This is a genomic window from Paraburkholderia sp. NPDC080076 (assembly GCF_050281145.1).
Lineage (GTDB): Bacteria > Pseudomonadota > Gammaproteobacteria > Burkholderiales > Burkholderiaceae > Paraburkholderia.
Genome location: NZ_JBNNWQ010000004.1, coordinates 605,455 through 630,207, shown reverse-complemented (window position 1 = coordinate 630,207; position 24,753 = coordinate 605,455). Strand labels below are relative to the sequence as shown.

At 63.9% G+C, this 24,753-nt stretch carries 20 protein-coding genes and 1 other RNA gene; 9 read left to right on the top strand and 12 right to left on the bottom strand.

The window, feature by feature from the left end; translation table 11 throughout:
• Positions 1 to 71 precede the first annotated feature (71 nt).
• From ACQKRQ_RS19895 to ACQKRQ_RS19885, 3 genes are all read right to left on the bottom strand, one after another.
• Positions 72 to 752 (bottom strand): GntR family transcriptional regulator, encoded by a 681-nt coding sequence (locus ACQKRQ_RS19895; RefSeq protein WP_132373483.1) that lies wholly within the window; start codon positions 750 to 752, stop codon positions 72 to 74.
• 67 nt (positions 753 to 819) lie between these two features.
• Positions 820 to 2,169 (bottom strand): MFS transporter, encoded by a 1,350-nt coding sequence (locus ACQKRQ_RS19890; protein ID WP_408317145.1) that lies wholly within the window; start codon positions 2,167 to 2,169, stop codon positions 820 to 822.
• A gap of 7 nt (positions 2,170 to 2,176) precedes the next feature.
• Positions 2,177 to 2,863 carry a DUF2848 domain-containing protein gene (locus ACQKRQ_RS19885; RefSeq protein WP_427478915.1) on the bottom strand — a complete coding sequence of 229 codons (687 nt, stop codon included), beginning with the start codon at positions 2,861 to 2,863 and terminating at the stop codon, positions 2,177 to 2,179.
• A 205-nt stretch (positions 2,864 to 3,068) separates the two neighbouring features.
• Between ACQKRQ_RS19885 and ACQKRQ_RS19880 the strand changes: the two genes are divergently transcribed.
• From ACQKRQ_RS19880 to ACQKRQ_RS19870, 3 genes are all read left to right on the top strand, one after another.
• The gene (locus ACQKRQ_RS19880) at positions 3,069 to 4,826 is read left to right on the top strand and encodes a cation:proton antiporter (protein WP_132373486.1); all 1,758 of its coding nucleotides are present in this window, start codon (positions 3,069 to 3,071) and stop codon (positions 4,824 to 4,826) included.
• A gap of 148 nt (positions 4,827 to 4,974) precedes the next feature.
• Positions 4,975 to 6,474, top strand: a complete 1,500-nt coding sequence (locus ACQKRQ_RS19875) for a gamma-glutamyl-gamma-aminobutyrate hydrolase family protein (protein WP_427478913.1) — start codon at positions 4,975 to 4,977, stop codon at positions 6,472 to 6,474.
• Between the two features lie 528 nt (positions 6,475 to 7,002).
• The gene (locus ACQKRQ_RS19870) at positions 7,003 to 7,728 is read left to right on the top strand and encodes a DUF2968 domain-containing protein (RefSeq protein WP_132373488.1); all 726 of its coding nucleotides are present in this window, start codon (positions 7,003 to 7,005) and stop codon (positions 7,726 to 7,728) included.
• A gap of 98 nt (positions 7,729 to 7,826) precedes the next feature.
• Here the strand turns inward: ACQKRQ_RS19870 and ACQKRQ_RS19865 are convergent, their stop codons facing one another.
• Both ACQKRQ_RS19865 and ACQKRQ_RS19860 read right to left on the bottom strand, forming a co-directional pair.
• A complete protein-coding gene (locus ACQKRQ_RS19865; protein WP_427478911.1) occupies positions 7,827 to 9,041 on the bottom strand; it encodes a hypothetical protein in 1,215 nt (404 codons plus the stop codon).
• A gap of 200 nt (positions 9,042 to 9,241) precedes the next feature.
• Positions 9,242 to 9,766, bottom strand: a complete 525-nt coding sequence (locus ACQKRQ_RS19860) for a GNAT family N-acetyltransferase (RefSeq protein ID WP_132373490.1) — start codon at positions 9,764 to 9,766, stop codon at positions 9,242 to 9,244.
• Between the two features lie 302 nt (positions 9,767 to 10,068).
• On the opposite strand from ACQKRQ_RS19860, the gene ACQKRQ_RS19855 reads away from it, so the two are divergent.
• On the top strand, positions 10,069 to 11,370 hold the full coding sequence (locus ACQKRQ_RS19855) for an MFS transporter (RefSeq protein ID WP_132373491.1): 1,302 nt from the start codon (positions 10,069 to 10,071) through the stop codon (positions 11,368 to 11,370).
• A 119-nt stretch (positions 11,371 to 11,489) separates the two neighbouring features.
• On the opposite strand, the gene ACQKRQ_RS19850 is transcribed toward ACQKRQ_RS19855, so the two are convergent.
• Positions 11,490 to 13,337, bottom strand: a complete 1,848-nt coding sequence (locus ACQKRQ_RS19850; protein ID WP_427478908.1) for a tetratricopeptide repeat protein — start codon at positions 13,335 to 13,337, stop codon at positions 11,490 to 11,492.
• A 137-nt stretch (positions 13,338 to 13,474) separates the two neighbouring features.
• On the opposite strand from ACQKRQ_RS19850, the gene ACQKRQ_RS19845 reads away from it, so the two are divergent.
• The 3 genes from ACQKRQ_RS19845 to ACQKRQ_RS19835 all read left to right on the top strand — a co-directional run bounded on the left by ACQKRQ_RS19845 (position 13,475) and on the right by ACQKRQ_RS19835 (position 16,710).
• Complete coding sequence (locus tag ACQKRQ_RS19845) at positions 13,475 to 13,843, top strand: ArsR/SmtB family transcription factor (protein ID WP_427478906.1); 369 nt, start codon at positions 13,475 to 13,477, stop codon at positions 13,841 to 13,843.
• Positions 13,840 to 14,838, top strand: a complete 999-nt coding sequence (locus tag ACQKRQ_RS19840; protein ID WP_427478904.1) for a cation diffusion facilitator family transporter — start codon at positions 13,840 to 13,842, stop codon at positions 14,836 to 14,838. Before ACQKRQ_RS19845 ends, ACQKRQ_RS19840 begins: the two co-directional genes overlap by 4 nt.
• Before the next feature lie 147 nt (positions 14,839 to 14,985).
• On the top strand, positions 14,986 to 16,710 hold the full coding sequence (locus tag ACQKRQ_RS19835; RefSeq protein WP_427478902.1) for an FAD-dependent monooxygenase: 1,725 nt from the start codon (positions 14,986 to 14,988) through the stop codon (positions 16,708 to 16,710).
• A gap of 48 nt (positions 16,711 to 16,758) precedes the next feature.
• On the opposite strand, the gene ACQKRQ_RS19830 is transcribed toward ACQKRQ_RS19835, so the two are convergent.
• From ACQKRQ_RS19830 to ACQKRQ_RS19815, 4 genes are read right to left on the bottom strand one after another with little or no spacing between them, the layout of a single operon-like run.
• Positions 16,759 to 17,010, bottom strand: coding sequence for a formate dehydrogenase subunit delta (locus tag ACQKRQ_RS19830; protein ID WP_132373494.1), 252 nt, complete (start codon positions 17,008 to 17,010; stop codon positions 16,759 to 16,761).
• Between the two features lie 8 nt (positions 17,011 to 17,018).
• Positions 17,019 to 19,964: a formate dehydrogenase subunit alpha gene (gene fdhF / locus ACQKRQ_RS19825; protein ID WP_427478899.1), complete on the bottom strand. Its 2,946-nt coding sequence runs from the start codon at positions 19,962 to 19,964 to the stop codon at positions 17,019 to 17,021.
• Positions 19,965 to 19,979: 15 nt separating this feature from the next.
• A complete protein-coding gene (locus ACQKRQ_RS19820; protein ID WP_427478897.1) occupies positions 19,980 to 21,542 on the bottom strand; it encodes a formate dehydrogenase beta subunit in 1,563 nt (520 codons plus the stop codon).
• On the bottom strand, positions 21,539 to 22,024 hold the full coding sequence (locus tag ACQKRQ_RS19815; RefSeq protein ID WP_132373497.1) for an NAD(P)H-dependent oxidoreductase subunit E: 486 nt from the start codon (positions 22,022 to 22,024) through the stop codon (positions 21,539 to 21,541). Before ACQKRQ_RS19815 ends, ACQKRQ_RS19820 begins: the two co-directional genes overlap by 4 nt.
• A gap of 134 nt (positions 22,025 to 22,158) precedes the next feature.
• Here ACQKRQ_RS19815 and ACQKRQ_RS19810 point away from each other — a divergent pair, with 134 nt between their 5' ends.
• Together ACQKRQ_RS19810 and ACQKRQ_RS19805 are read left to right on the top strand one after the other, a co-directional pair.
• Positions 22,159 to 23,238, top strand: coding sequence for a substrate-binding domain-containing protein (locus ACQKRQ_RS19810; protein ID WP_408180592.1), 1,080 nt, complete (start codon positions 22,159 to 22,161; stop codon positions 23,236 to 23,238).
• A gap of 108 nt (positions 23,239 to 23,346) precedes the next feature.
• A complete protein-coding gene (locus tag ACQKRQ_RS19805; protein ID WP_132373499.1) occupies positions 23,347 to 23,613 on the top strand; it encodes a hypothetical protein in 267 nt (88 codons plus the stop codon).
• Between the two features lie 101 nt (positions 23,614 to 23,714).
• Here the strand turns inward: ACQKRQ_RS19805 and ACQKRQ_RS19800 are convergent, their stop codons facing one another.
• A complete protein-coding gene (locus tag ACQKRQ_RS19800; protein ID WP_132373500.1) occupies positions 23,715 to 24,074 on the bottom strand; it encodes a COG4315 family predicted lipoprotein in 360 nt (119 codons plus the stop codon).
• A gap of 275 nt (positions 24,075 to 24,349) precedes the next feature.
• Positions 24,350 to 24,719: a transfer-messenger RNA gene (gene ssrA, locus ACQKRQ_RS19795) on the bottom strand.
• Positions 24,720 to 24,753 lie beyond the last annotated feature (34 nt).

Sequence of the window (24,753 nt, the reverse complement as noted above, 5' to 3'; positions counted from 1 at the left end):
CGGTTGAACCGGGCAATGCCGGTCATTGGGCTAGATGCGTGAGCTTGGAGCGGTGGCTTGAATGCAGTCGATCACATGCGATTGAAGAGTGTCGCGCGAAACGCTTCGATATGCTTTTGCACCGATTGCCGCGCGCCTTCGGCATCGCGTTCGCGCAGCAGACCAAACAGTTCGAGATGTTCCTCGTGCACGTCTTCCAGATGATGCGGCTCGGACAGCGAAATGAACCAGAAGCGCAGCGAGCGCTCGTGCAGCCCGCGCAGGATGTCGGCCAGCACCGGGTTGCGCGAGGCGGCCGAGATCGCCAGATGAAACTCGCGGTCGATATCCATCATGCCTTCGATATCGTGCGCGGCGACGCACACGGCCGAGCGGTCCAGCAGCGCCTGCATCGCGTCGTAGTCGTGCTGTTGCGCGTGGCGCGCGGCCAGCTCGACGCAGTAGCTTTCGTTCACGAGGCGCACGTCGATGATCGCCAGCACGTCGTCGAGCGAGACCGGACGGACCATGATGCCCTTGCGCGGCATGATGGTCAGCATGCCTTCGTGCACCAGCCGATGCAGCGCTTGATGCACCGGCGTTCTGCCGATGCCGGTCAGCGCCATCAGTTCCGCTTCGTTGAGCACCTCGCTCGGCCGCAGGCGCATGGTGATGATCTCGCGCTTGACGAACGCATAGGCCTGCTCGGCGAGACTCGCGGCAGCGGTCGCGCGGGCGGGCGTGGAAGGGCGGGCAGTCTGCAAAAGCGTCATGTGAAGTGGAAGCGGGCGATGTCGTCCGCATTGTAGAGCAAGGTTTTGCGTGTACGACGCGGGCAAATCAGGCGCGGCTCGGCGAAACCGTCGCCGCATGCTGCACCTTCACACGCGGCATCATCAGCGTGACCAGCCCGCCGACGATCAGCGCCCCCGCGATCAGCACGAGCCCGAACGTCACGCTATGCGTCGCGTCCTTGACGATCCCGAGCACATACGGGCTCACATAGCCCGCAAGGTTCGCGATCGAATTGATCACGGCAATCCCGGCGACCGCGGCCGAGCCTTGCAGGAAGGTCGTCGACATCGACCAGAAGATGCCGAAGCCCGCCAGAATGCCGATATACGCGATCGACAAGCCGGTGACGGCGAGCGGAATCGAATTGGTCACCGAGGCGCTGCCGAGCAGGCCCGCCGCGCCGATGAAGCAGCACACCGCGTAATGCCAGCGCCGCTCGCCGGTGATGTCCGACGAGCGTCCGATCAGGATCATGCCGATGCCCGCCGCCAGATACGGAATCGCGGTGACGAAGCCATTGGTGACGAGGTTCGTCACGCCCAGATCCTTGACGATCTGCGGCAGCCAGAACGAAAAGCCCGCATTGCCCGTGACGAGACAGAAATAGATCAGCGTGAGCAGCCAGAAGCGGCCCGAACGCAACGCCACCGAGAGGCTATGCTCCGCGCCGGCCGCCGCGGCAGCGGTGTTTTCCCGCGCGAGACGGCCGAGAAGCACGCGCTTTTCGTCGTCGCTGAGCCAGGCGGCTTCGGCGGGCGTGTTACGCAGCACGGCGAGCGCCCAGAAGCCGGCGAGAATGGACGGAATGCCTTCGATCAGGAACATCCACTGCCAGCCACGCAAGCCGTGCGCTTCATGCAGCGCCGACATCAGAAAGCCCGACAACGGCGCGCCGATGATGCCCGCCACCGGAATCGCCGCCATGAATACGGCGACCATGCGCGCGCGCCGGTCGGACGGAAACCAGAAGGTCAGATAGAGCACCACGCCCGGCACCAGACCGGCTTCGGCGACGCCAAGGAAAAAGCGCAGCACGTAGAACATCGTTTCCGAGCGCACGAACATCATCAGACACGACAGCAGGCCCCACAGCATCGTGATGCGGGCGATCGTGGCGCGCGCGCCGAATTTCTTCAGCAGCAGATTGCTCGGCACTTCGAACACGAAGTAGCCGAAGAAAAAGATCCCCGCGCCGAGTCCGTACGCCGCGTTCGACAGGCCGAGGTCGCCGGTGAACTGCAGCTTCGCGTAACCGATGTTGACGCGGTCCAGATACGACAGCACGTAGACGAGAAACAGGAACGGCATGATGCGCCACGTGATCTTGCGCAGGGCGGCGGCTTCGAGCCACGCGTCGGAAGACGCGTCGGCGGCGGATAGCGAAGGGGAATTCATGGGTGCCTCATTCGACGATAGGTAGCGCGCGCACGCGATAGGCGTGGCGCAGCGTGCGGTTCAGGACGGGATCGTGCAATTCGAGTTCAAGCGCGTCGCCGTCGGCCATGCCGACGATGCCGCCCTGTACCGCCAGCGTCCCGCAGAACATCGCCGCGCCTTGCGCGAGCGGCGCGCGCGTGAGCAGATCGGCGGCCGGCAGCAACGATGCCACGCTGCCTTGCTGATAGACGCGCCGCTCGCCGTTTGTCACTGCGTAAGCGCGCAGTTCGAGCTGGTCCCAGTGACCGAACACATCGTCGAAACGCCAGGCGTCGCGCGCCACCGGTTTCGGACAGATCTGTTTGGAGACGGTGACGCCATAGGCCTCGACTTCGCGGTCGGTGTGATCCGAACCGACGCTGACGAGCAGGCCCGCATTCGAATGCACCAGCACGCATTCGGCTTCGCCGCTCGACTTCACGCCGACCACGTCGATCTGCTCGGCCTGCGTCAGCAATTCCGCGCCAAGGCGGTAGAAGCATGGCGTGGTGGACGGCCGCTTCACGCCGAGTTCAGCCAGTTCGGCGATGTGATGCTCGATCGCGGCCTGATCGCGGCCGGCCCAACCGGCAATAGTCAGACGATTCACCTCGACGATCTCGGCGCGACTGCCGCCGGAACGGTCTACAACATTGAAGGACACCTGCTGCATTGTTCGACTCCAAAGAAAATATGCTGCAAATATTATTGTGATATTTCACAGGAGTCCAGCGTGTCAAAAACATTCTTCTGCGTGGCGGATGACATGTGCGGCTCGGCGGCAGTCCGATGCCGTACGGACGTTGGCGCGCGGCGGCTTGTCGTGCTGGTTTGTTAAACTGCGTTTTTCAACATTACTTTTTGTAAGGGACGCATCCATGCACCATGGCATCGGCTTCATTCAGGACCTGGCGGTCGTGATGGCGCTCGCCGGCGTCGTCACCGTGCTGTTCCATCGCCTGAAACAGCCGGTGGTGCTCGGCTACATCGCGGCCGGCGTGATCATCGGGCCGTACACGCCGCCGTTCCAGCTGATCCACGACGAGCAGACCATTCAGACGCTCGGCGAACTCGGCGTGGTGTTCCTGATGTTTTCGCTCGGCCTCGAATTCAGCCTGCGCAAACTCTTCAAGGTCGGCGCGACGGCGATCGTCGCGGCACTCTCCGAGATCGTGCTGATGCTGTGGATCGGTTATGAGATCGGCAGCGCGTTCGGCTGGAGTTCGATGGATTCGCTGTTCCTCGGCGCGATCCTCGCCATCTCGTCGACCACCATCATCGTCAAGGCGCTCTCCGAACTGGGCCTGAAACGCGAGAGCTTCGCGCAACTGGTGTTCGGTATTCTGATCGTCGAGGACATTCTTGCCATCGCGATGCTGGTGCTGCTGTCAGGCATCGCGCAGACGGGGCAGTTGAGCGCGGGCGTCGCCATGGTCACGCTCGGCAAGCTGCTGCTGTTCATGACAGTGTCGCTGGTGGTCGGCATTCTGGTCGTGCCGCGCGCCTTGAACTACGTGGCGCGCGCGAAGAGCGACGAGATGCTGCTCGTCTCGGTGCTCGGGTTCTGCTTCGGCTTTTGTCTGCTGGTCGTGAAGCTCGACTACAGCATCGCGCTCGGCGCGTTCCTGATCGGCGCGATCATGGCCGAATCACGCCATCTGCATCGGATCGAGCATCTGATCGCGCCGCTGCGCGACGCGTTTTCCGCGATCTTCTTCGTGACGATCGGCTTGATGCTGAATCCGGCCGTGCTGGTCGACTACGCGTGGCCGATCGCGGTGATCACGGTCGCGGTGATCGTCGGCAAGATTGTGTCGTGCGGGCTCGGCACTTTTCTCGCCGGCAAGGACGGACGCACGGCGATGCGCGTCGGCATGACCGTCTCGCAGATCGGCGAGTTCTCGTTCATCATCGCGTCGCTCGGTTTGACGCTGAAGGTGACAAGCGCGTTTCTGTATCCGATCGCGGTGGCGGTGTCCGCGTTGACCACGCTGTTCACGCCGTATCTGATCCGCGCGGCCGACCCGCTGACCCAGCGCCTCGGTCACGCCATGCCGCGCACGCTCGCTAACGTGTTCGGCATGTATGGACAATGGCTGCGTAGCTTGAGCACGGGAAGCGGTGAACCCACTTTGTTCAGCATGACGCGGCGGATCATTCTGCAGATCGCCGTCAATCTGGCGCTCGTCGCCGCGATTTTTCTGACCGTGTCGTATAGCGCGCCTTATACCAGCGCGTGGCTCGCGCACTGGTTGAGTTCCGAGCCGATGCAGCGCGTGGTGTTATGGAGCGTCGCGCTGGTCGTGTCGATGCCGTTTCTGGTGGCGGTGTACCGCAAGACCAAGTCACTCGCCTTGCTGCTCGCCGAAGTCAGCGTGCAACCGGCAACGGCGGGGCGCTTCACGAGCGCGATCCGCTACGCGATCTCCGATCTGGTGCCGGTGGTCTCGATGGTCGGCGTGTTTCTGCTGGTCGCGGCGCTTTCCGGCGGCATTCTGCCGCCGACCGGCCTGCTTGCCGCGGTGCTGGTCTGCGCCGCGTTGCTGCTGGCGCTGGTCTGGCGCTGGTGCGTGAAAATCCACGCGGCGATGCAGATCGCCTTGCGCGAGACATTTGAAGAGCAGCCGGATCCTTAAGTCAGACTTGCCGCGCGGTTCCCCAGGTTGTGTTCCTCATGGCCCCGCAACAATGTGAGCAATTGTGTGCGGGTTTGCGGCGCTTGCCTCGCTAGCGGATAATCAGGGCATATTCATTCGTTCGCGTGAAGGCGCCTGTCTGACTGTCATGAGCGAAAACAAACCTGAAAATGCCGGCAAGCCCGGCAATCCAACGCCGCCTTCGCCGTCGCCCGCGCCGTCCGGAACGCCCGGCGTGTCGACACCCGGCTCCACGCCGGCCGATCCGGCAGCCTCGCTACCCCTCTCGCACGAAGATGCCATCCAGTCTCCAATCAAGGACAAGGTAACGCCGCCGGGTGCTCCAGCCGCTCCTACGCCCGCTGCGTCCACCGCGACGCCGGCCGCCGAGGCGGCTGCCGTGCGATCGTCGACGGACGATCCCGACAGCGCGTCGGCCGTCACGCCCACCGATCCGCAAACGGCGCGGCAACGCGATGCGGCCGAAGCACGCAGCGCGGCTGCGGCATCCACCGCGAAGCAGGAGGCGGCGGTTCATGAACATGAGGCGCGGCGTGCCGGCGTCCATGCGATGAGACCGCCGCCGACGGTCGGAAGCAGCGAACCTGTCGACGGCGAACTGGTCAGCTCCGTTGAAGACGCTACCGTGGTCGAAGAGGTCTCGGCCTCGTCCGAACGTCGGGCTGGCTCGCCGCCGCCCGGTTTCGGCGCGGCGCCTGACTTCACCGCGTCCAACCCGCCGCCGCCCAATGCATTGCCGCCGTCGCCGCCACGCTATCTGAAGCACAACGATTCGGCGTGGACCGTGTTCGGCCGGATCGTCGCGGCGCGCGCGCGTCAGTTGTTCGATCGTGCCGGCCAGCGGATTACGCAGCGTACGCTGCGCATCGGCGTGTCGGCGCGCATCTTCCATCCGGAGCCGGGCGCGAAGGGTCTGCGCGGCAAGACGCTGCAGTATCTCGAGGAATCGATCGCGCATTGGGTGATGTCGCGCGACGTGCTGGTGTTCATGATCCCGACGGTCGGTCATCAGGGCATGCTGCATCCGAGCAATATCCGTTTGCGCGATTATGCGAAGCATCTCGACGGGCTGCTGCTGCAAGGCGGCGCCGACGTCTCGCCACAGTCTTACGCGGAACAGGCAACCAGCCACGAGTGGCCCGGCGACCGCGTGCGCGACATGTACGAACTCGAACTGCTGCATGAGTTCGTCGAATCGGGCAAGCCGGTGCTCGGCGTGTGCCGTGGCTGTCAACTGATCAACGTGGCGTTCGGCGGGACCTTGTATCAGGACATCGCCACCGATGTGCCGACCGCGGGTACGCACGTCAATGAGAACTACGATCAGCATCGGCACGGGATTCACTTTCCGGACGGTTCGACGCTCGCCAACATGTTCCCGGGCCGGCGCGATGCGATCGTCAACTCGATCCACCATCAGGCGGTCAAAACGCTCGGCCGCGATCTCAATATCGAAGCGGTGTCGGCGTCAGATGGCATCATCGAAGCCGTGCGCTACCGGCGCGCGCCGTTCGTGATGGGCGTGCAATGGCATCCGGAGTTTCATCGCGCGGGCGGGCCGGAGTTGCTCGACTGCACGCCGTTGCTCGATACGTTCCTGCGCGTGGCGCGCGAGACTCGGTTTTGAGGTTGCGGGGCTGGTGAGTTGGGGTTGGATGGCCGAATGTTTGGTTTGTTAGAGGCGCACCGCTGCGGTTTGCAGCGGTGCGCCTTCTGTGTTTTTCTCTTGCTGTTTTGATGGCTGGCTTCTCGCTCGCCGTTTGTATCAGTCTACTGATTCGCGCGGCATTTCTAGTTTTCGGAGTCGCGGACATCTCGCCGATATCGGGATAGATAGTCAGGAATGCGAGGTTTTTATTGGCCCGAGTGCGCGCATCTCAGTATCAGTCACTCTATCTCCATATTGCGCATTCACTGACAGCTGAATTCGTGCATCCCTAGCGTACATTCAGATTCGTCCGCACGAGACGGAACATCGCATTTTCGTCTTATCCGAACTCGTTTATTTCGCGATGGATGGGCCGACTTGATCAAATCATTCGCTGGCGATTTATCTCGATTTAAAGTCCGTCTGTGTGGCATTTGAATGCTTCGCTTAAAGGCGAATCCGCGCGATAATCTGCGGCTGTTTTGGATTCGCATGGAGCATGCACGTATGAAGTACCCCTTATTAGTACGGCGCGCCATGCTGCTCGCGACCTCGTGTGCGCTGTTGCAGCAGGGCGGTTTCGTGCTGGCCGCGCAAGGCGACGAGGCCGCGCCGATGGTCGGCACACGGCCGGCCATCAACACCCTGACGCCGCAGCCCGTGGCAGATGCGCTGCGCAACGCGGCATCAGCCACGTCGGCCGCGCCGGCCACGGCCGGCGATGCGCAAGGTAACGTCGCCGAACTGATGCAGATGATTCACGACGCGAAGCTGAGCGAACTACGCACCACGTATAACGGCAGCTACGGCGCCAGTCTGTTTTTCTATCCGCGGGAAATGACGTACTACGTCGCGTTATTTCAGAACAAGCATTTCTGGCGGGTGATCAAGTCCGAGGACGCGGCGCGCGCGGAAGCGATCTATGCGGGCTTTGCCCAGCAGACCGCGCAACTCGCGGATGTCGAAATTCGCCGCACGCAGTTGCAGGCGCAGAAGGCCTACATCGAAGACGTCATTGCCATGTCCGAAGATCGCGCGAAACGCTTGCAAGCCGATCTCGACGTGGCGCGCACCCAGCAGGCCAAGGTCAACGACTATCAGCGTCAAACGCAAGGCGAAGCGGCCGCGCTGCACGCGGACAAGGAAAGGGCGCAGGCGCAGTTGCGCCAGGTGCAGGGCGAAGTAATGCAATTGCAGCGGCAAACCGAAATGGGATTGCCGATCCAGAAGTAAATGCATCGACGCAAAAAAGCCCGGCCATTCGTGAATTCGTGAATTCGTGAATGTCCGGGCTTTTTTTGTACTACGCCACCTGTGCGATCGTGTCGTGCCTATTTTGCGAATTGATCCGGAACGTCGGTCACGCGTCGCTGTGAAAGATGGTTCATCCATTCGGTCCCGCTGGTGCCGGACGCATGGATTGACGAGCCGGTGCGCGGCATCGGCGCCGTATCGCGGACGTGTGTCGCAGCGGACATCGTTACCCCCGCGTATTCGTCGACACCGAGCCGAGCCGGAGCGAGAGGTGAATAGGCTCCGGCAGCCGACGGCTTCGGCGACACGTTTGCCGCGACTTTCGGGAGCGCGCCGCGTGCGATGTCATCAGCAATTGCCGCTGCGTGCGACGCTTGGTTTGCTGCGGCGAACCGCGCCGTGCGCGGGGGGATTGCGCCGTGTTGCCTGCCGCTCTTCTCGCGAATGAGCTTACGGCGATGTGAGACGGCTTTGTCAGCGAAGCCATGCGCCGAAGCCAAGCGCAATGCGGGCGCTGAAGCCGACGTAGGTATCGGCACCGTCGCGGCCGCAGGACTGGATGCCGCCGCGAACCGAGGAGCCGCGCTCGGGAGTGCCGGCATTGATGCCGCGACTGCCGCAGACGTGCCTGCCGCAGCGCTATCCACTGCGCGAGCGGTAACTGCCGCCGGTGGCTGAAATTTCGCCGGCTGCGAGTCGCGTTTGTCCGAGGCCTTGCCCGCGAAATCCACAAGAGTGGCCGTGTCACGATGCATCAGATGATCGAACCCGATCCATCCCAGCATCGCAGCGCCGCCGAGCACGCATGCGCCGCCCGCCAACGCACTCCAATGATGGCCGGGCCCGCGCGCCGCCGTCGCATACGCATGCAGCGGAAACGGCGGGACGGCCGCAGCGGACGCAGCCATTTGCGCAGCGGCGTCGAATGGCTTTTCAAACACCGGAGCCGGCGCCGCAGTTGCGCGCCGCTCGTCCGACGGCGACCATCGGCAAAGCGAGCGAATGGCCTGATCGCTCATGCAGAACGTGCGCAGCATGGCGGCGTAGAGTGCCTTGAGTTCCGCCCGCAAACTGTAGCCAGGCGGAAGCAGTGCCCAGTCCCGGCCGAAGGACGCCGGCACATGACCGAGCGGACGCGAGCGCGGCATGGCCAGGTAGCCTTGGATCGGGGTGAAAGGAATGGTGGACATCGGTCTTTTCCAGCGCCTCTTAAAGGGGCCGCCGATCGGCGGTCCCGGGATCTGCGGGACTCGGGCCTCGGTGCGATGCGCGTTGGAATACCAGACATGCACGCCGTACGTCGACGCCGAACCGCAGCATTGCGCTCTGGACGAGCACACGGACGCATGGGCGTGTCACTGTGAAGCCGTAGGGGTGCGAAGGATGATACTTCGATGCGGCAGACTTACTGACTGGAAATTTCCGAAGAAATCCGCCGATTCGTCCGGGTTTAAGTTAAACCCGGACGACGCTCAACCGGACCACGCTTGTCCTATCGATCGAGCCTGTAAACGTAGCGCAACGCTGTAATATCCACGCCGCCCATATGATCCGGTTCGGCGCCGACGAACTGCCAGCCTTGCCGTTCATAGAAGCCGATCGCCGGCGTATTCCCTTCGAGCACATACAGATAGAGTTGCGTCTCGCCCTGCGCGCGAGCCCAGTCCTCGGCGGCATGCATCAGCAGCTTGCCGACGCCGATGCCCTGATAGTCCGGCAGCGTGTGCAGGTTATCGAGCAGCACGCCCCACGCGGATTCCGGTTGACGTTCGACACAAACAAAACCCGTCGGCTCGCCCGCGAGTTCGGCGATCAGGACGATGCGGCGTTCGCCGCCGGGCGCGCTCAGGCGCGCTTCCCAATAGGCTGCGCGCTCGCGCGTGACCTGGCCGTCGAGAAATGCGTCGGGCAACAGGCTGCGATAGGTGGCCTGCCAACTGGTGCTGTGGATCGAAGCAATGAGCGCGGCATCCGCGAGAGTTGCGGGGCGCAGCGAAAGAGCGGGGGTGGTTCGCATCGGGGTAGTGATCTGCGGAAATGCCTGACTGCAAATGTTAGCGCGACGACCGGCGACACGTGTAAGGAAACTGTATGCATTACGCGACAGCGGCTTCAACGGTAACATTACGTGGAGCGGGCGCCGCATGATTCACAACGTTTACCCTGATACCGTGAGAATGCGTTCAGCATGAAAATGCAGCGCCCCCGGGCGCGTCGTTCTATCCGCCCGAGGCATCCGCTTTGCCGAACCCAGTGGATCGTTTCAACTGCCTGCCCGCCACCGGTTCTTTCGTGGCGACAGGCCCATCAGAGAATGTCATGTCTACTGCGTCACACGCCACTTCCTCATCCCAAGAATCCAAGGTCAAGACAGTATTCCGCGTTGTCAGCGGTAACTTTCTTGAGATGTACGACTTCATGGTCTACGGCTATTACGCTTCGGCGATCGCCAAGACCTACTTTCCGAGCGGCAACGAATTCGCCTCGCTGATGCTGTCGCTGTCGGTGTTCGGCGCGGGCTTCCTGATGCGGCCGCTCGGCGCGATCGTGCTCGGCGCATACATCGATCATCACGGCCGGCGCAAAGGCCTGATCCTCACCCTCGGTTTGATGGCGCTCGGCACGCTCACGGTCGCGTCGATTCCAGGTTACGCGACGATCGGCTTGCTCGCGCCAGTGCTCGTTCTGGGCGGCCGGCTGTTGCAAGGTTTCTCCGCCGGGGTCGAACTGGGCGGCGTGTCGGTGTATCTGTCGGAGATCGCCACCAAGGGCAACAAGGGCTTCTACTGCGCCTGGCAGTCGGGCAGCCAGCAGGTTGCCGTGGTGTTCGCCGCGCTGATCGGTGTGTTCCTGAACAAGCTGTTGCCGGCTGACCAGATGACCGCGTGGGGCTGGCGCGTGCCGTTTCTGATCGGCTGCCTGATCGTGCCGTTCCTGTTCCTGATCCGCCGTTCGCTGCAGGAAACCGAGGAATTCAAGGCGCGCAAGCATCATCCGAAGATGGGCGAGATCATGAAGACGATGGCCGCCAACTGGGGCATCGTGCTGGGCGGCATGGGCATGGTGATCATGACCACCGTGTCGTTCTACATGATCACGGCGTACACGCCGACCTTCGGCAAGGAAGTGCTGAAGCTGTCGTCGATCGATACGCTCGTCGTCACGGTCTGTATCGGCCTGTCGAATCTGATCTGGCTGCCGCTCGCGGGCGCGCTGTCCGACCGTATCGGCCGGCGTCCGGTGCTGCTGGCGTTCACGATTCTGACCATCATCACCGCATATCCGGCGCTGCAGTGGCTGGTGGCGGACCCGTCGTTCGCGCGTCTGCTGGAGGTCGAGCTGTGGCTGTCGTTCCTGTACGGCAGCTATAACGGCGGGATGGTCGTGGCGCTGACCGAAGTCATGCCGGTCGAAGTGCGGACCGCCGGTTTCTCGCTCGCCTACAGCCTCGCCACGACGATCGGCGGTTTCACGCCGGCCATCTCGACGCTGTTGATTCACACTACCGGCAACAAGGCGGCGCCGGGTCTGTTCCTGGGCGTGGCGGCGATTTGCGGGTTGATCGCGACGTTGGTGCTGTATCGCACGCCGGAATCGCGCAATCAATATCGGACGGCCTGAGCTTCACCGTTCACGATTCGGCCGGGCAAGTAAAAAACCCCGCGTTCTCACGAACGCGGGGTTTTTGTTTTTTGGCACGGCGGCGGGGTGACGGCTGATTTCGCCGGGCGGCGTTTGCGCTAACCGTTGCGCAATTCGTTCGCCACGGCCTCGACGACGTCGCCCCACGCGCCGGGTTGCGGTTGACGCACCAGCGACGCGCCCGGATACCACGGGCTGCGTGTCTCGCCGGCAAACCAGCGCCAGTCCGCGGCGAACGGCAGCATCAGCCAGAGCGGCTTGCGCAGCGCGCCGGCCAGGTGCGCGATGGACGTATCGATCGACACCACCGCATCGAGCCGTTCGATGATCGCCGCCGTGTCCGCGAAGTCGCCGATCCGCTTGTCGAAGCGATGAATCGACGCCGCGCGCGGATGCGCGTCGAGCGCCGCGCGTTCGTCGGCGCTCAAGGCGGGCTGCAGCACGATCCAGTCGATGCCTTCGAGTGCGAACAGCGGATCGAGCGCGGCGAGCGGCATCGAACGCGTTTCGTTTTGCTGGATGCGTCCTGACCACGCAATGCCGATCTTGCGCTTCGCCTGGCCGCCGAGCGAGCCGCGCCATTTGCGGCCATAGGCGCTCGGCACGCTGAGGTAGGGCGTGCGCTCCGGAATGGTGTCGAAGGTCGTGCCGAGCGCGAGCGGCAGGCTCAGCAGCGGGCATTGCAGATCGGCGGCGGGGCGCGGCGCGCCCTGGGCGATCAGCGTCACGCGCCAGGCTTGCGCGGCAGGGGTCAGCAAGGGCAGCAGCTGCGGCTGCACTTCGAGCACGACGCGCGCCGCGCGCTGCGTGACAAGGGGGACGAAGCGCACGAATTGCAGCGTGTCGCCGAAACCTTGTTCGGCATGGACCAGCAGCGTACGTTGCGCGATCGGCTCGCCGTGCCAGCGCGGCAGCGTCTGGATCACCGGCTGTGCCATGGTTTGCAGACGCCATTCGTACTCCGGCAGCCCGCGTGGGAAGTCGCGCAACGCGAGCCACGCAAGCGCGCGGTTCATGTGCGCGGAGGCGAGCTCGGGGCGCAGACGCAGCGCCTGATCGAAAGCGCGCACGGCCGGGCTATGCGCACCCAGCGCCTGATGCGCGGTGCCCAGACTCAGCCACGCGAGCGCGAATTGCGGATCGAGACCGACGGCGCGTTCGAGATACGGCAGCGCCTCGGCGTGGCGTCCCATTGCCGCGAGCGCGTTACCCATGCCGAAGATGGCCGGCGGCAGGTTCGGCTGCAAGGCCAGCGCCGCTCTGAACGATGCGACCGCGTCGGCATGGCGGCCGGTGGCGTCGAACGTGTTGGCCAGATTGAAGTGCGCGGCGACGAAGCGCGGCTCGGCCGCCAACGCCGTCTCGAAACACGGCACCGCCTCTTCCGCGCGACCGAGCGCGTTCAGCGACATGCCCATGTTATTGAGCGCGCCGGCATGACCGGGACGCAATTCGAGCGTGCGCCGGAACGCGGCGATGGCTTCCGTGTGGCGTCCGAGCGCGTGCAGCGCGTTGCCGAGGTTGTTATGCGACGAAGCGTCGTTCGGTTGCAGGCGCAACGACTTTTCGAACGCGTCGGCGGCGTCTTCATGACGGCCCGCGGCGGCGTATGCATTGCCCAGGTTGTAATGCGCCATCGGAAACGATGGCGCGAGCGTCAGCGCATTGCGGAACTGTTCGATGGCGCCGTCGATCTGGCCCAGCGCCTTCAGCGCGTTGCCCAGGTTCAGTTGCAGCGCGGCGTCTTCCGGGCGCAGGTTCACCGCGCGCCGCACGAGCTCGGCGGCTTCGGCGTGCTGGCCCTGCTGGTGGCGCAGGACGCCCAGCAGGTGCAACGCATCGACGTGCGCGGGATTGCCGTCGAGCGTCGCGCGGTAGCCGCGTTCGGCGTCGTCGAGGCGGCCGTCACGATGCGCCGCGAAAGCGCGGTCAAATACAGGTTGCATGACGGGGGATGGCATTCGGGTGAGGCAGAGGCCGCATTTTCCCACACTCGCCGGACCGCACTCCGATTTGACCGGTTGTCTCAATATCTATAACATATGAATACATGTTCATATGTACTGCCGCAACGCCACCTGTCATGGCTTCTTCACTCGCGTCCGCCACTTCCAGCACTTCGTTTGCCGGCTTTGACGATCGTTCGGTCGACACGATCGTGCCGCTGGCCGACCTGTTTCGCCTGCTCGGCGATCCGACGCGCCTACGCATCGTGCTGGCGTGCCTCGACGAGCGGCGCGCTGTCGGGGCGATTGCCCAGGCGCTGGGTTTGTCGCCGTCGCTGGTGAGCCATCACTTGCGGCTGCTTCGCGCGGCGCGGATCGTGCGCGCGGAGCGGCAGGGCAAGCAGGTCTTCTACATCGCCGCCGACCGCCATATCAGCGCGATGCTGACGGGCATGCTCGAACACGTGGCCGAACCGGCCGGCGATGAATCTCTGGACGCGTCATGAAGAAAAACGAGCACGACCACGAAGCACATGGCCACGTCGGCCATGAACATACTCACGGTCACACCCACAGTCATAGTCACGGTCACGCCGGCCACCACCACGCTCATGCCCCTGTCGCGGGCCACGGCCGCGCGTTCGCGCTCGCCGTCGTGTTGAACATCGCCATCGTGGTGGCCCAAGCCGTCTACGGCGTACTCGCCCATTCCACGGCGCTACTCGCCGACGCCGGCCACAATCTCTCCGACGTCCTCGGCCTGCTGCTCGCCTGGGGCGCCGCCTGGCTCGCCACCCGCCGTCCGTCGGCGCGCTACACGTTCGGTTATGGCAGCTCGTCGATCCTCGCCTCGCTCGCCAATGCGGGGCTGTTGCTGTTCGCATGCGGCGTGATCGTCGCCGAAGCCATCGGGCGGCTGATGAATCCGGCGCCGGTGGCGGGGCTCGCGGTGTTCGTCGTCGCGACGGTCGGCGTGGTGGTCAACGGGATTTCCGCGTGGCTCTTCATGCGCGGGCAGAAAGAAGACCTGAACATTCGCGGCGCCTTCCTGCATATGGCGGCGGATGCCGGCATCTCGGCGGCGGTCGCGGTGAGCGGCCTCGTGATTCTCTATACCAACTGGACGTGGCTCGACCCGGTCATGAGCCTGCTGGTGGTGGCGGTCGTGGTGGTCGGCACGTGGGGGCTGTTACGCGATTCGGTGCGCCTCGCGCTCGACGCCGTGCCGCCCGGCGTCGATCTGCAAAGCATCCGCGACTATCTGGCGGGGCAGCCCGGCGTCGTCGATGTGCATGATCTGCACGTATGGGCCCTGTCGACCACCGGCAATGCGCTCAGCGCGCATCTGGTGATGCCGGCCGGCCACCCCGGCGACGAGTCGCTAGACGGCATTGTCGTCATGCTGCGCGAACGCTTTTCGATGCAGCACGCGACGCTGCAAGTCGACCTTGGCACCACGCAGCACCGGTGCGCAATGGATCATGCGCCGCACGCGCACTGAGGCAAACTGGCACGCGCAGCAAGTTCACAGCGAGCCCAGGCCAATCGCGTGATTGATGCAGCGCACCGTCAGCCCGTTGCTGGCGGCGTTCCAAGGCGACTTCCTGCGGGCGTACACTAGAACGCATTGTTGTTTCCGGAGTTCCGCATGGACGCTGCCGCAAACGATGTGTCGCCGGTGCTGATCGTCGGGGCGGGGCCCACGGGGCTCGCCGCGGCGATGAGTCTGGCGCGTGCCCACATCCCCGTGCGTCTGATCGACAAAGCCATGCAGCCGAACCCGTATTCGCGGGCCATCGGCATCCAGGCGCGCACGCTCGAGTTGCTCGAGCAGCATCGGCTGGTCGAACCGTTTCTCGAACTCGGCCATCGCGCGCGCATCGCCAATCTGTTTTCGAACGGCATGCGCCTCGCGCAACTCGATTTCGATCCGCTTCACACGCGCTATCCGTATCTGCTGTTTCTCGATCAGTCCGTGACGGAGCGGTTGCTGACGGAACATCTCGCGACGCTCGGCGTAACGGTCGAGCGCGGTGTCGAGCTGACGATGTTCGCGCAAGGCTCCGCCAGCATTCAGGCGACGTTGCGCCGCGCGGACGGCCACACGGAGACGATGCGTCCGTCGTACATGATCGCCGCCGACGGCGCGCACAGCGCGATCCGTCACCGGCTGGGTCTGAGCTTCGAAGGCAAGACCTTCGAGCAGACTTTCCTGCTCGCCGATCTGCACGCCGAAACCGATTGGCCCGAAGACGAGTTTCACATCTTCGCGTCAGGCGAAGGACTGGTGGCGCTTTTTCCGATGGGCCACGGCCGGCATCGTCTGATCGCGGATCATGCCGTCGAGCCTGCCGCCGTCGCGCCGTCCGCGACGCCCGCCGTGCTGGGCGAACCGCCGCTGAACAAGGTGCCGGCGCCGTCGCTCGAGGAGTGCAAGGCGCTGATCGCGAGGCGCGTGCGCGAGCGGGTCGACGTGTCGGATCTGGCGTGGTCCTCGTATTTCCATGTGAATAACCGCATGGTGGACCGGTTGCGTGTCGGCCGAATTTTTCTTGCGGGCGACGCCGCGCATGTGCACAGCCCGGCCGGCGCACAAGGTATGAACACCGGCATTCAGGAAGCGTTCAACCTCGGCTGGAAGCTGGCGCGGGTCTTGAGGAGCGCGGCGCCCGATCGCCTGCTCGATACCTATTACCTTGAACGTCATCCGATCGAACGTGACGTGCTGCGGCAGACCGGCTTCATCACGCATATGGCCGAGGCCGATCACGGACCGCTCAAGCTGCTGCGCGAACGCGTGATGCCGGTGCTCGCCGCGCTGGGTCCGCTGCGCGACGCCGCACGCGCCACTATCAGCGAACTGTCGATCCAGTACCGGCGCAGTCCGCTGACGCTCGAACGTGTGCTCGACGGCGGACCGCGTGCCGGCGAACGCGCGCCCGATGCGCTGGTGCATGTGGTGGACGGACCGCTTGGCCGCGCGCCCGGCGTCGGCTGCATTTTCGATCTGCACGATCCGGCGTTCTTCTCGCTATTCCTGCTCGTGCCGCCGCTGCCCGTCGACGAAAAGCCGCTCGATCCCGCGGCGAAGCATGCGCCGCCGCCGGACGCGGAAATGGAACGCGTGGCGGCGGAAGTCGAGCGATTGCTGCCGGGCGCGGTGCGCATCTGGCGCATCACGGATACCACCGGCGACGGCGGGCCGGCGCTCTCCGAATCGTATGGCCGCACGCGGCCGTCGTTCTATCTGGTGCGGCCCGACGGCTATATCAGCGCGCGCGGACGCACCGGCTCCGATCTGCACGGCCTGTTACGGCATTGCGAAGCCTGGTTCACGGTGACTGGCGAGATACCGGAGCAGGCGGCCCTGTGACGCGGGCCGCCTGAGTATCGATTGCGCAAGCGCGTGAGCGCTGCCCGCTCACACCGTCGTAGGCGCGGCCGGCGTCAGCTGCTCGCGATGTTTGATGAGCGCTGCCTCGACGATGCCCGACATCTCAATGCCGCTCGCATCCGGCTCATCGAGCGCCGCCAGCAACGCGCGCCGCATGCGTGGCTCCCAGAAACGGCGGATATGGTCGGCAATGCCGGCGAGCGCTTCCTCGCGGTCGGGCATCGAATCGAAAAAATCGCCGATCCGGTTGGCCATGTCGATCAGGTTCTGATTGTCCATGGCGGCCCTCACTTGCCCGATGTCGCGTTGGCCAACTCGCGCTGCTTCAGCAGATCGAGCTGTTCGGTGTTGAAACGCGAATAGTCTTTCTGCCATTGCGACGGCTGTTCGACCGGCATCACCTGCACCGCGGTCACCTTGTACTCCGGACAGTTGGTCGCCCAATCCGAGCTATCGGTGGTGATCACGTTCGCGCCCGATTCGGGGAAGTGGAACGTCGTATAGACGACGCCCGGCTGCATGCGCTCGGTCACCTTCGCGCGCAACACGGTTTGCCCCGCGCGCGATTCGATGCCGACCCAGTCGTCGGTCTTGATGCCGCGCTCTTCGGCATCGTGCGGATGAATTTCCAGCCGGTCTTCGTCGTGCCAGCGCGAATTCTCCGTGCGGCGCGTTTGCGCGCCCACGTTGTATTGCGACAGGATGCGGCCCGTGGTGAGCAGCATCGGAAATTTGCGCGTGACTTTCTCGGGCGTCGCGATGAACTTCGTAATCACGAACTTGCCCTTGCCGCGCACGAACGTGTCGATGTGCATGGTCGGCGTGCCGTCCGGCGCCTCTTCGTTGCACGGCCACTGGATGCTGCCCAGCTCGTCGAGCTTCTTGTACGAGACGCCGTGGAAGGTCGGCGTGAGACGCGCGATCTCGTCCATGATCTGCGACGGATGCGTGTAGTCCATTTCATAGCCGAGCGCGCGCGCGAGCAGCACCGTGACTTCCCAGTCGGCGTAACCCGGCACCGGCGGCATGACCTTGCGCACGCGCGAGATGCGGCGCTCCGCGTTGGTGAACGTGCCGTCCTTTTCGAGGAACGACGAGCCGGGCAGCAGCACGTGCGCATACTTGGCGGTCTCGTTCAGGAAAATGTCCTGCACGACGATGCATTCCATCGACGACAGCGCGGCCGACACGTGATGCGTATTCGGATCCGACTGCACGATGTCTTCGCCCTGGCAGTACAGACCCTTGAAGGTGCCATGCACGGCGGCGTCGAACATGTTCGGAATGCGCAGGCCCGGCTCCGGTTGCAGCGTGACATTCCAGGCTTCTTCGAACAGCGAGCGCGTGACCGTGTCGCTGATGTGGCGATAGCCCGGCAGTTCGTGCGGGAACGAGCCCATGTCGCACGAACCCTGCACGTTGTTCTGGCCGCGCAGCGGATTCACGCCCACGCCTTCGCGGCCGATGTTGCCCGTCGCCATCGCGAGGTTGGCGATGCCCATCACCATCGTCGAGCCTTGCGCGTGTTCGGTGACGCCGAGACCGTAGTAGATTGCGGCGTTGCCGCCGGTCGCATAGATGCGGGCGGCTTCGCGCACGAATTGAGCCGGCACGCCTGTCACTGCTTCGGTCGCCTCCGGCGCGTTCTCGGGCAGCGCGACGAAATCGCGCCATTGCTCGAACGCGCGGGTTTCGCAGCGCTCGGCGACGAACGCTTCGTTGACGAGGCCTTCCGTGACGATCACATGCGCCAGCGCGTTCACGACGGCCACGTTGGTGCCGGGCAGCAATTGCAGATGATGCGAGGCCTTCACGTGCGGCGTGTCGACGATATCGATGCGGCGCGGATCCACGACGATCAGCTTCGCGCCTTCACGCACGCGGCGCTTCAGGCGCGAGCCGAACACCGGGTGGCCGTCGGTCGGATTCGCGCCGATCACCATGATCACGTCGGCTTTATCCACGGACGCAAAAGTCTGCGTGCCCGCCGATTCGCCGAGCGTGGTCTTCAATCCATAGCCGGTCGGCGAGTGGCAAACACGCGCGCAGGTGTCGACGTTGTTGTTGCCGAACGCGGCGCGCACGAGCTTTTGCACCAGATACGTTTCTTCATTCGTGCAACGCGACGACGTGATGCCGCCGATCGAATCACGGCCGTGTTTCGCCTGAATGCGGCGGAATTCCGACGCCGCATACGTGAGCGCTTCTTCCCAGCTGACTTCGCGCCACGGATCGGTGATCTTCGCGCGGATCATCGGCTTGGTGATGCGGTCCTTGTGCGTCGCGTAGCCCCAGGCAAAGCGGCCCTTCACGCAGGCGTGGCCTTCATTGGCCTGGCCATTCTTGTGCGGCACCATGCGCACGACCTCGTTGCCCTTCATCTCCGCCTTGAACGAGCAGCCGACGCCGCAATACGCGCACGTCGTGACGACCGAATGCTCGGCCTGGCCGAGCATGATGACGGTCTTTTCCTGCAAGGTCGCGGTCGGGCACGCGGCCACACACGCGCCGCACGACACGCATTCCGATTCCATGAACGGCACGTTTTCGCTGGCCGCCACGCGCGATTCGAAACCGCGCCCGGCGATGGTCAGCGCGAACGTGCCTTGCGTTTCTTCGCACGCGCGCACGCAGCGATTGCAGACGATGCACTTCGACGCGTCATAGGTGAAGTACGGGTTCGACTCGTCCTTCTTGTCCTTCAGGTGATTCGCGCCGTCAAAGCCGTAGCGCACTTCACGCAAGCCCGTGACGCCCGCCATGTCCTGCAGTTCGCAGTCGCCATTGGCGGGGCAGGTGAGACAGTCGAGCGGGTGATCGGAGATGTACAACTCCATCACATTGCGGCGCAGCGACTGCAGACGATCCGTTTGCGTGCGGACCTTCATGCCGGCTTCGACCGGCGTCGTGCACGAGGCGGGATAGCCGCGCTTGCCTTCGATTTCCACGAGACACAAACGGCACGAGCCGAACGGTTCCAGCGAATCGGTCGCGCAAAGCTTCGGCACGTTGACGCCCGCTTCGACGGCGGCGCGCATCACCGAGGTGCCGGCCGGAACAGTGACGGATTGGCCGTCGATTTCCAGCGTGACGTCGACATCGGCATGCCGCGCGGGCGTGCCGAAATCGGTGTCGTCGAAAAACGATCGGGTGGCGCGCTGCTGCGCCTGCGACTTGCATGCGCAGTTGCCTGAGCCGCAGCCGCCGGCAGGGGAGTTGAGCAGGTCGGACATGGTTTGGCTCCTGGGTCAGGCCGCTTTCGGCGCGTGATGAGACACGTTGGCGAGACCGAAGTCTTCGGGGAAATGATCGAGCGCGGACAGTACCGGGAACGGCGTCATGCCGCCCATCGCGCAGAGCGAACCGGACACCATCGTGTCGCAAAGATCGCGCAGCAACTGCACCTGGCGTGTGGACGTATCGCCGTTGCGAATCCGGCCGATCACTTCGACGCCGCGCGTCGAGCCGATCCGGCACGGCGTGCATTTGCCGCACGATTCGAGCGCGCAAAAGTGCATGGCGTACTGCGCGAGTTCGGCGAGATTCGAGGTGTCGTCATGCACGACGAGGCCGCCGTGGCCTACCACCGCGCCGACTGCCGCGTACGCCTCGTAGTCCATCGGGATGTCCCACTGGCTTTCCGGCAGATACGTGCCGAGCGGGCCGCCCACTTGCACCGCGCGCGCCGGCCGGCCGCTCGCCGTGCCGCCGCCGTAGTCGTAGAGCAATTCGCGCAGCGTGACGCCGAACGCGAGTTCGACCAGGCCGCCTTGCTTCACATTGCCCGCGAGCTGGAACGGCAGCGTGCCGCGCGAGCGGCCCATGCCGAAGTCTTTGTAGAACGCCGCGCCGCGCGCGAAGATGATCGGCACCGTGGCGAGCGTGATGACGTTATTGATCACGGTCGGCTGGCCGTACAGGCCGACGAGCGCCGGCACTGGCGGCTTGGCGCGCACGATGCCGCGCTTGCCTTCGAGCGATTCGAGCAGCGCCGTTTCCTCGCCGCACACATAGGCGCCGGCGCCTTTGGCGACGAACAGTTCGAAGCGATGCGTTGTCGAGAGCACGCTGTCGCCGAGCCAGCCGGCGGCGCGTGCCTTCGCGATCGCCGCTTCGAGCGTTGCGATCGAATGCGGATACTCGCTGCGCACATAGATATGGCCGACCGTCGCGCCTGTCACGACACCCGCGATGATCATCCCTTCGATCAGCACGTACGGATCGCTTTCCATCACGAGGCGATCGGAGAAAGTGCCGGAATCGCCTTCGTCCGCGTTGCAGACGATGTACTTCTGCGCCGCCTTGGCGCCGCGCACCGTGCGCCATTTGATGCCGGCCGGGAAGGCCGCGCCGCCACGTCCGCGCAGTCCGGATTCGATCAAGGCTTCACAGGCGGCGTCGCCGTCGGTCTGCAAAGCCTTGCGCAAGCCTTCGAGGCCGCCGTGGGCGACGTAATCGTCGATGGAAAGCGGATCCGTGATGCCGATGCGCGCGAAGGTCAGGCGCTGCTGCTTCTTCAGATACGGAATGTCGTCGACCACGCCGACGCGCCGTGCATGCGCGCCGCCTTCGACGAAGCCGGCGTCGAACAACGCGGCGACGTCGTCGGCTTCGATGTTCGCGTAGCCGATGCGGCCTTCAGGCGTTTGCACTTCGACGAGCGGTTCGAGCCACAGCAGGCCGCGCGAACCGTTGCGAACCAGTTCGACTTCAAGGCCGCGGCGCGCGGCTTCGGCTTCGATCGCCTGAGCGAGCGCGTCAGCGCCGAGCGCCAAAGCCGACGAATCACGGGGAACGTAGATGCGCGTCATGCCGTCACCTCCACGCACTTGCTGGCGGCCGCGAAGATCGCGTCGAACTTTTGCGGCGTGACTCGGGCGTGCAAGGTGCCGTTGAGCATCAGCGCCGGCGACAGCGCACATTGGCCGAGGCAATACACCGATTCTAGTTCGACTGTCGCGCCGTGCTGGTGTTCGCCGTCGAAGCGGCAGCCGGTGTGCGCCTCGATATGCTGCGCGAGTGCTTCGGTGCCCATGCTGCGGCAGGCTTCCGCGCGGCAGAGTTGCACCGTGACGGGCGCGGCCGGCTGCGTGCGGAAGTGGTGGTAATAGGTGATGACGCCGTGCACTTCCGCGCGCGACAGGTTCATGGCACGCGCTAGCGGTGCGACCGCGGCGGGCGGCACGTAACCGACTTCGTCCTGAATCGCGTGCAAGACCGCTAGCAACGACACGCCCGGCTGCGCGTGACGCTGTACGAGTTGATCCGGCGCGATGGCGATGGAATCGTCCAAGTGGGGGCTCCTCCAAAGTCATATATGCACTTGTTATTCATAATGCGTGCACTTATGCTTCGTTTATTCAGTATGGGATAGCCGAACAATAGGCGGGCGATTCAGCCGATGCAATAGGAAAGAGTTCAACATATATGATCAGAATCGAGTGTCAGGCACAGCTGGTGGTGAAGGGTCCGGACGGCCGCGAGGCAAGCCTGTCGGACGTGGTGCCGCTGCTCGCGCTGGTGGATGAATCCGGCAGCATCGCGCAGGCGGCGACGCTTAAGGGTTTGTCCTACCGTCACGCGTGGGGTTTACTGCGCAGCATCGAAGAGCGTTTGGGCGGTCCGCTGATCGCGAAGGAGCGTGGCCGCGGCTCGGTGCTCTCCGAACTCGGGCAAGCGGTATTGCGTGCGCAGCGTCTGTGCGGTGAGCGGCTCGACGGCAACATGCAGGCACTCGCCAGCGAAGTGGCGAGCGATCTGAACCGCTGGCTGGCACCGCCCGCCGACGACGTGCGCATCTTCGCGTCGCACGGTTATGCGGTGGCCGCGCTCGTGACGGCGTTGGTCGCCAACGATCTGCCGGTCGACATCAAGTATCGCGACAGCGCGGACGCCGTCAGCGCGCTCGCGCGCGGCGAATGCGATCTGGCCGGCTTCCATTTGCCGCTCGGCGAGTTTCGCGCGGCGTGCGCGGATGCGTATCGGCGCTGGCTCGATCCGCAGCGTCACGTGCTCGTGCATCTCACGCGACGCAAGCAAGGACTCTTTCTCGGCAAGGGCAATCCGAAGGGAATCGCCGGCCTCGGCGATCTCGCACGCGACGATATCCGCTTCGTGAATCGACAGCCGGGCTCCGGCACGCGCATGTTGCTCGATCTCGCGCTACGGAAAGTCGGAGTCGATCCAGATCGGGTCAATGGATATGCGTCGGCCGAACTCACGCATTCGGCGATTGCGGCGTTCGTCGCGAGCGGCATGGCGGATGTGGGTTTCGGCGTGGAGCCCGCGGCGCATCACTTCGGTCTCGACTTCATTCCGGTCGTCGACGAAGACTATTACTTTGCCTGCGACCGCGCGCGCCTCGAACGTGCGCCGCTCGCGACGGTGCTCGAATTGCTACGCGGCAGCGCGTTTCGCCATAACGTCGATCAGCTCGAAGGCTATGACCCGCAGGACTGCGGCAAGGTGGTCGATCTGGAAGAGGGCTTGGGCGAAGCGGTGGCGTAAGCCGCGGTAAACATCAGGCTGTGTTTGGCCCTGCGTATGGCGTCCGTTTGGGATACTCTCTAAGCTTCCGCTTCCGCCTTAACCGCGCGTTACGTCGCGCCGATCGATATGAAAGTCATTCTTCACGCATGTGCTGCCGTTGCGACCGCTGGTGTGCTCCTCGCCACCGCGTCAGTTGCTTTCGCACAGAATTCGCCGGGTGTTCCGGGCGGCATTCTGCAAGATCAGTTCCGTCTTGCCGAGCATCCACAAATGCCGTTTGCGGCGTCGGCGCCCACGGACAAATACCAGACCGGCAAAAAATCGGCCATGCGCAAGCGAGGCGATATGGGCGATCCGAACGGCTGCAATCTGCAGTGCCCTAAAGACGAATAAGCGGACTCGGATGTCCGTTGTGGGTGCGACGCCGGCGTTCTGCCGGCGTCTTCCTTTTGGCTCTCAGGTTCAGCTTGGCGTTGTTGCCTTGCGCGTGGCGCTTAAGGCTTGGCCGTATGCCACATGTCCTTGAAGCCTTCTCCCTTCATGTCTCCCGCCTGCTTGTCCGCTGCGTAGCGATACAGCGGGTGGCCCTTGTACGCCCATTGCTGCTTGCCGTCGGCGCCATTGATCAAGGTCCAGTCGCCGGACGGTTTGTCCGACGCACTAGCTGTGGCCGCGGGCCAATAGTTCATGCAGCCACCGGTGCAGGCGCTCACGCCGGGTGTGGTGTCCTTGTCGAAGGTATAGAGCGTCATGCCGTCTGCAGTGACGAAGCGCCCGTCGACGATTTTCGGTGCTTCGGCGAAAGCGCTTTGTTGCAGTGCGAGGAGGGCGAGGCAGAAGAGAGTCTTGCGCATGATGTCGGCTCCTAATTTTAGTGTTGGTCTCACGCGAGGCACAGCGTGCGTGCGCGTGAGGGTCAAACGACTGAGCGGATGCCTTTATTCCAATCACTGCTTCGCGAGGCGATCGGATTAGGGTCCGTCAGGGAACAGCCCGGGGGTGAGATAAGAAAAGGATAGTGCGGGAAAGAACGCAGCGGGAAGGACGCGGGGAATAAGAAAAAACCCGCAAGCAGCAGGCCGCTTACGGGTTTCCGGTGAGATTTGATGGTGCAGCGTGAAACGTGTTCTGGTGGAGGCGGCGGGAATCGAACCCGCGTCCAGAAGCACTCTACGACCAGTTCTACATGTTTAGTTCTGTCATTTGATTTAACCGTAGCGACGCGGACGAACACGCTGCACTACGGCGATTCACTAGGTTTTCGACCCGGACGTCGTGACACCGCCAAGGCTTAACTGACGTATATGACCTCTGTCGGTATTGCTACCGGTCTTGCGACACTAGCCCGTCAGTGAACTAGGCAGAGGACGGCGGCCCTTAGGCTGCCAGTGCGAACGTATCGTCGTTTGCAGTTACGTTTTTCCCATTGATTAACGAGGTGACGGGTCCTCGACATGCCCTAGCCGCTTCGCAACCCCTGTCGAAACCAGGTCGCCCCCGCGGTTCGTTGCTCAAGTTTCTGAGCCAAGCGTT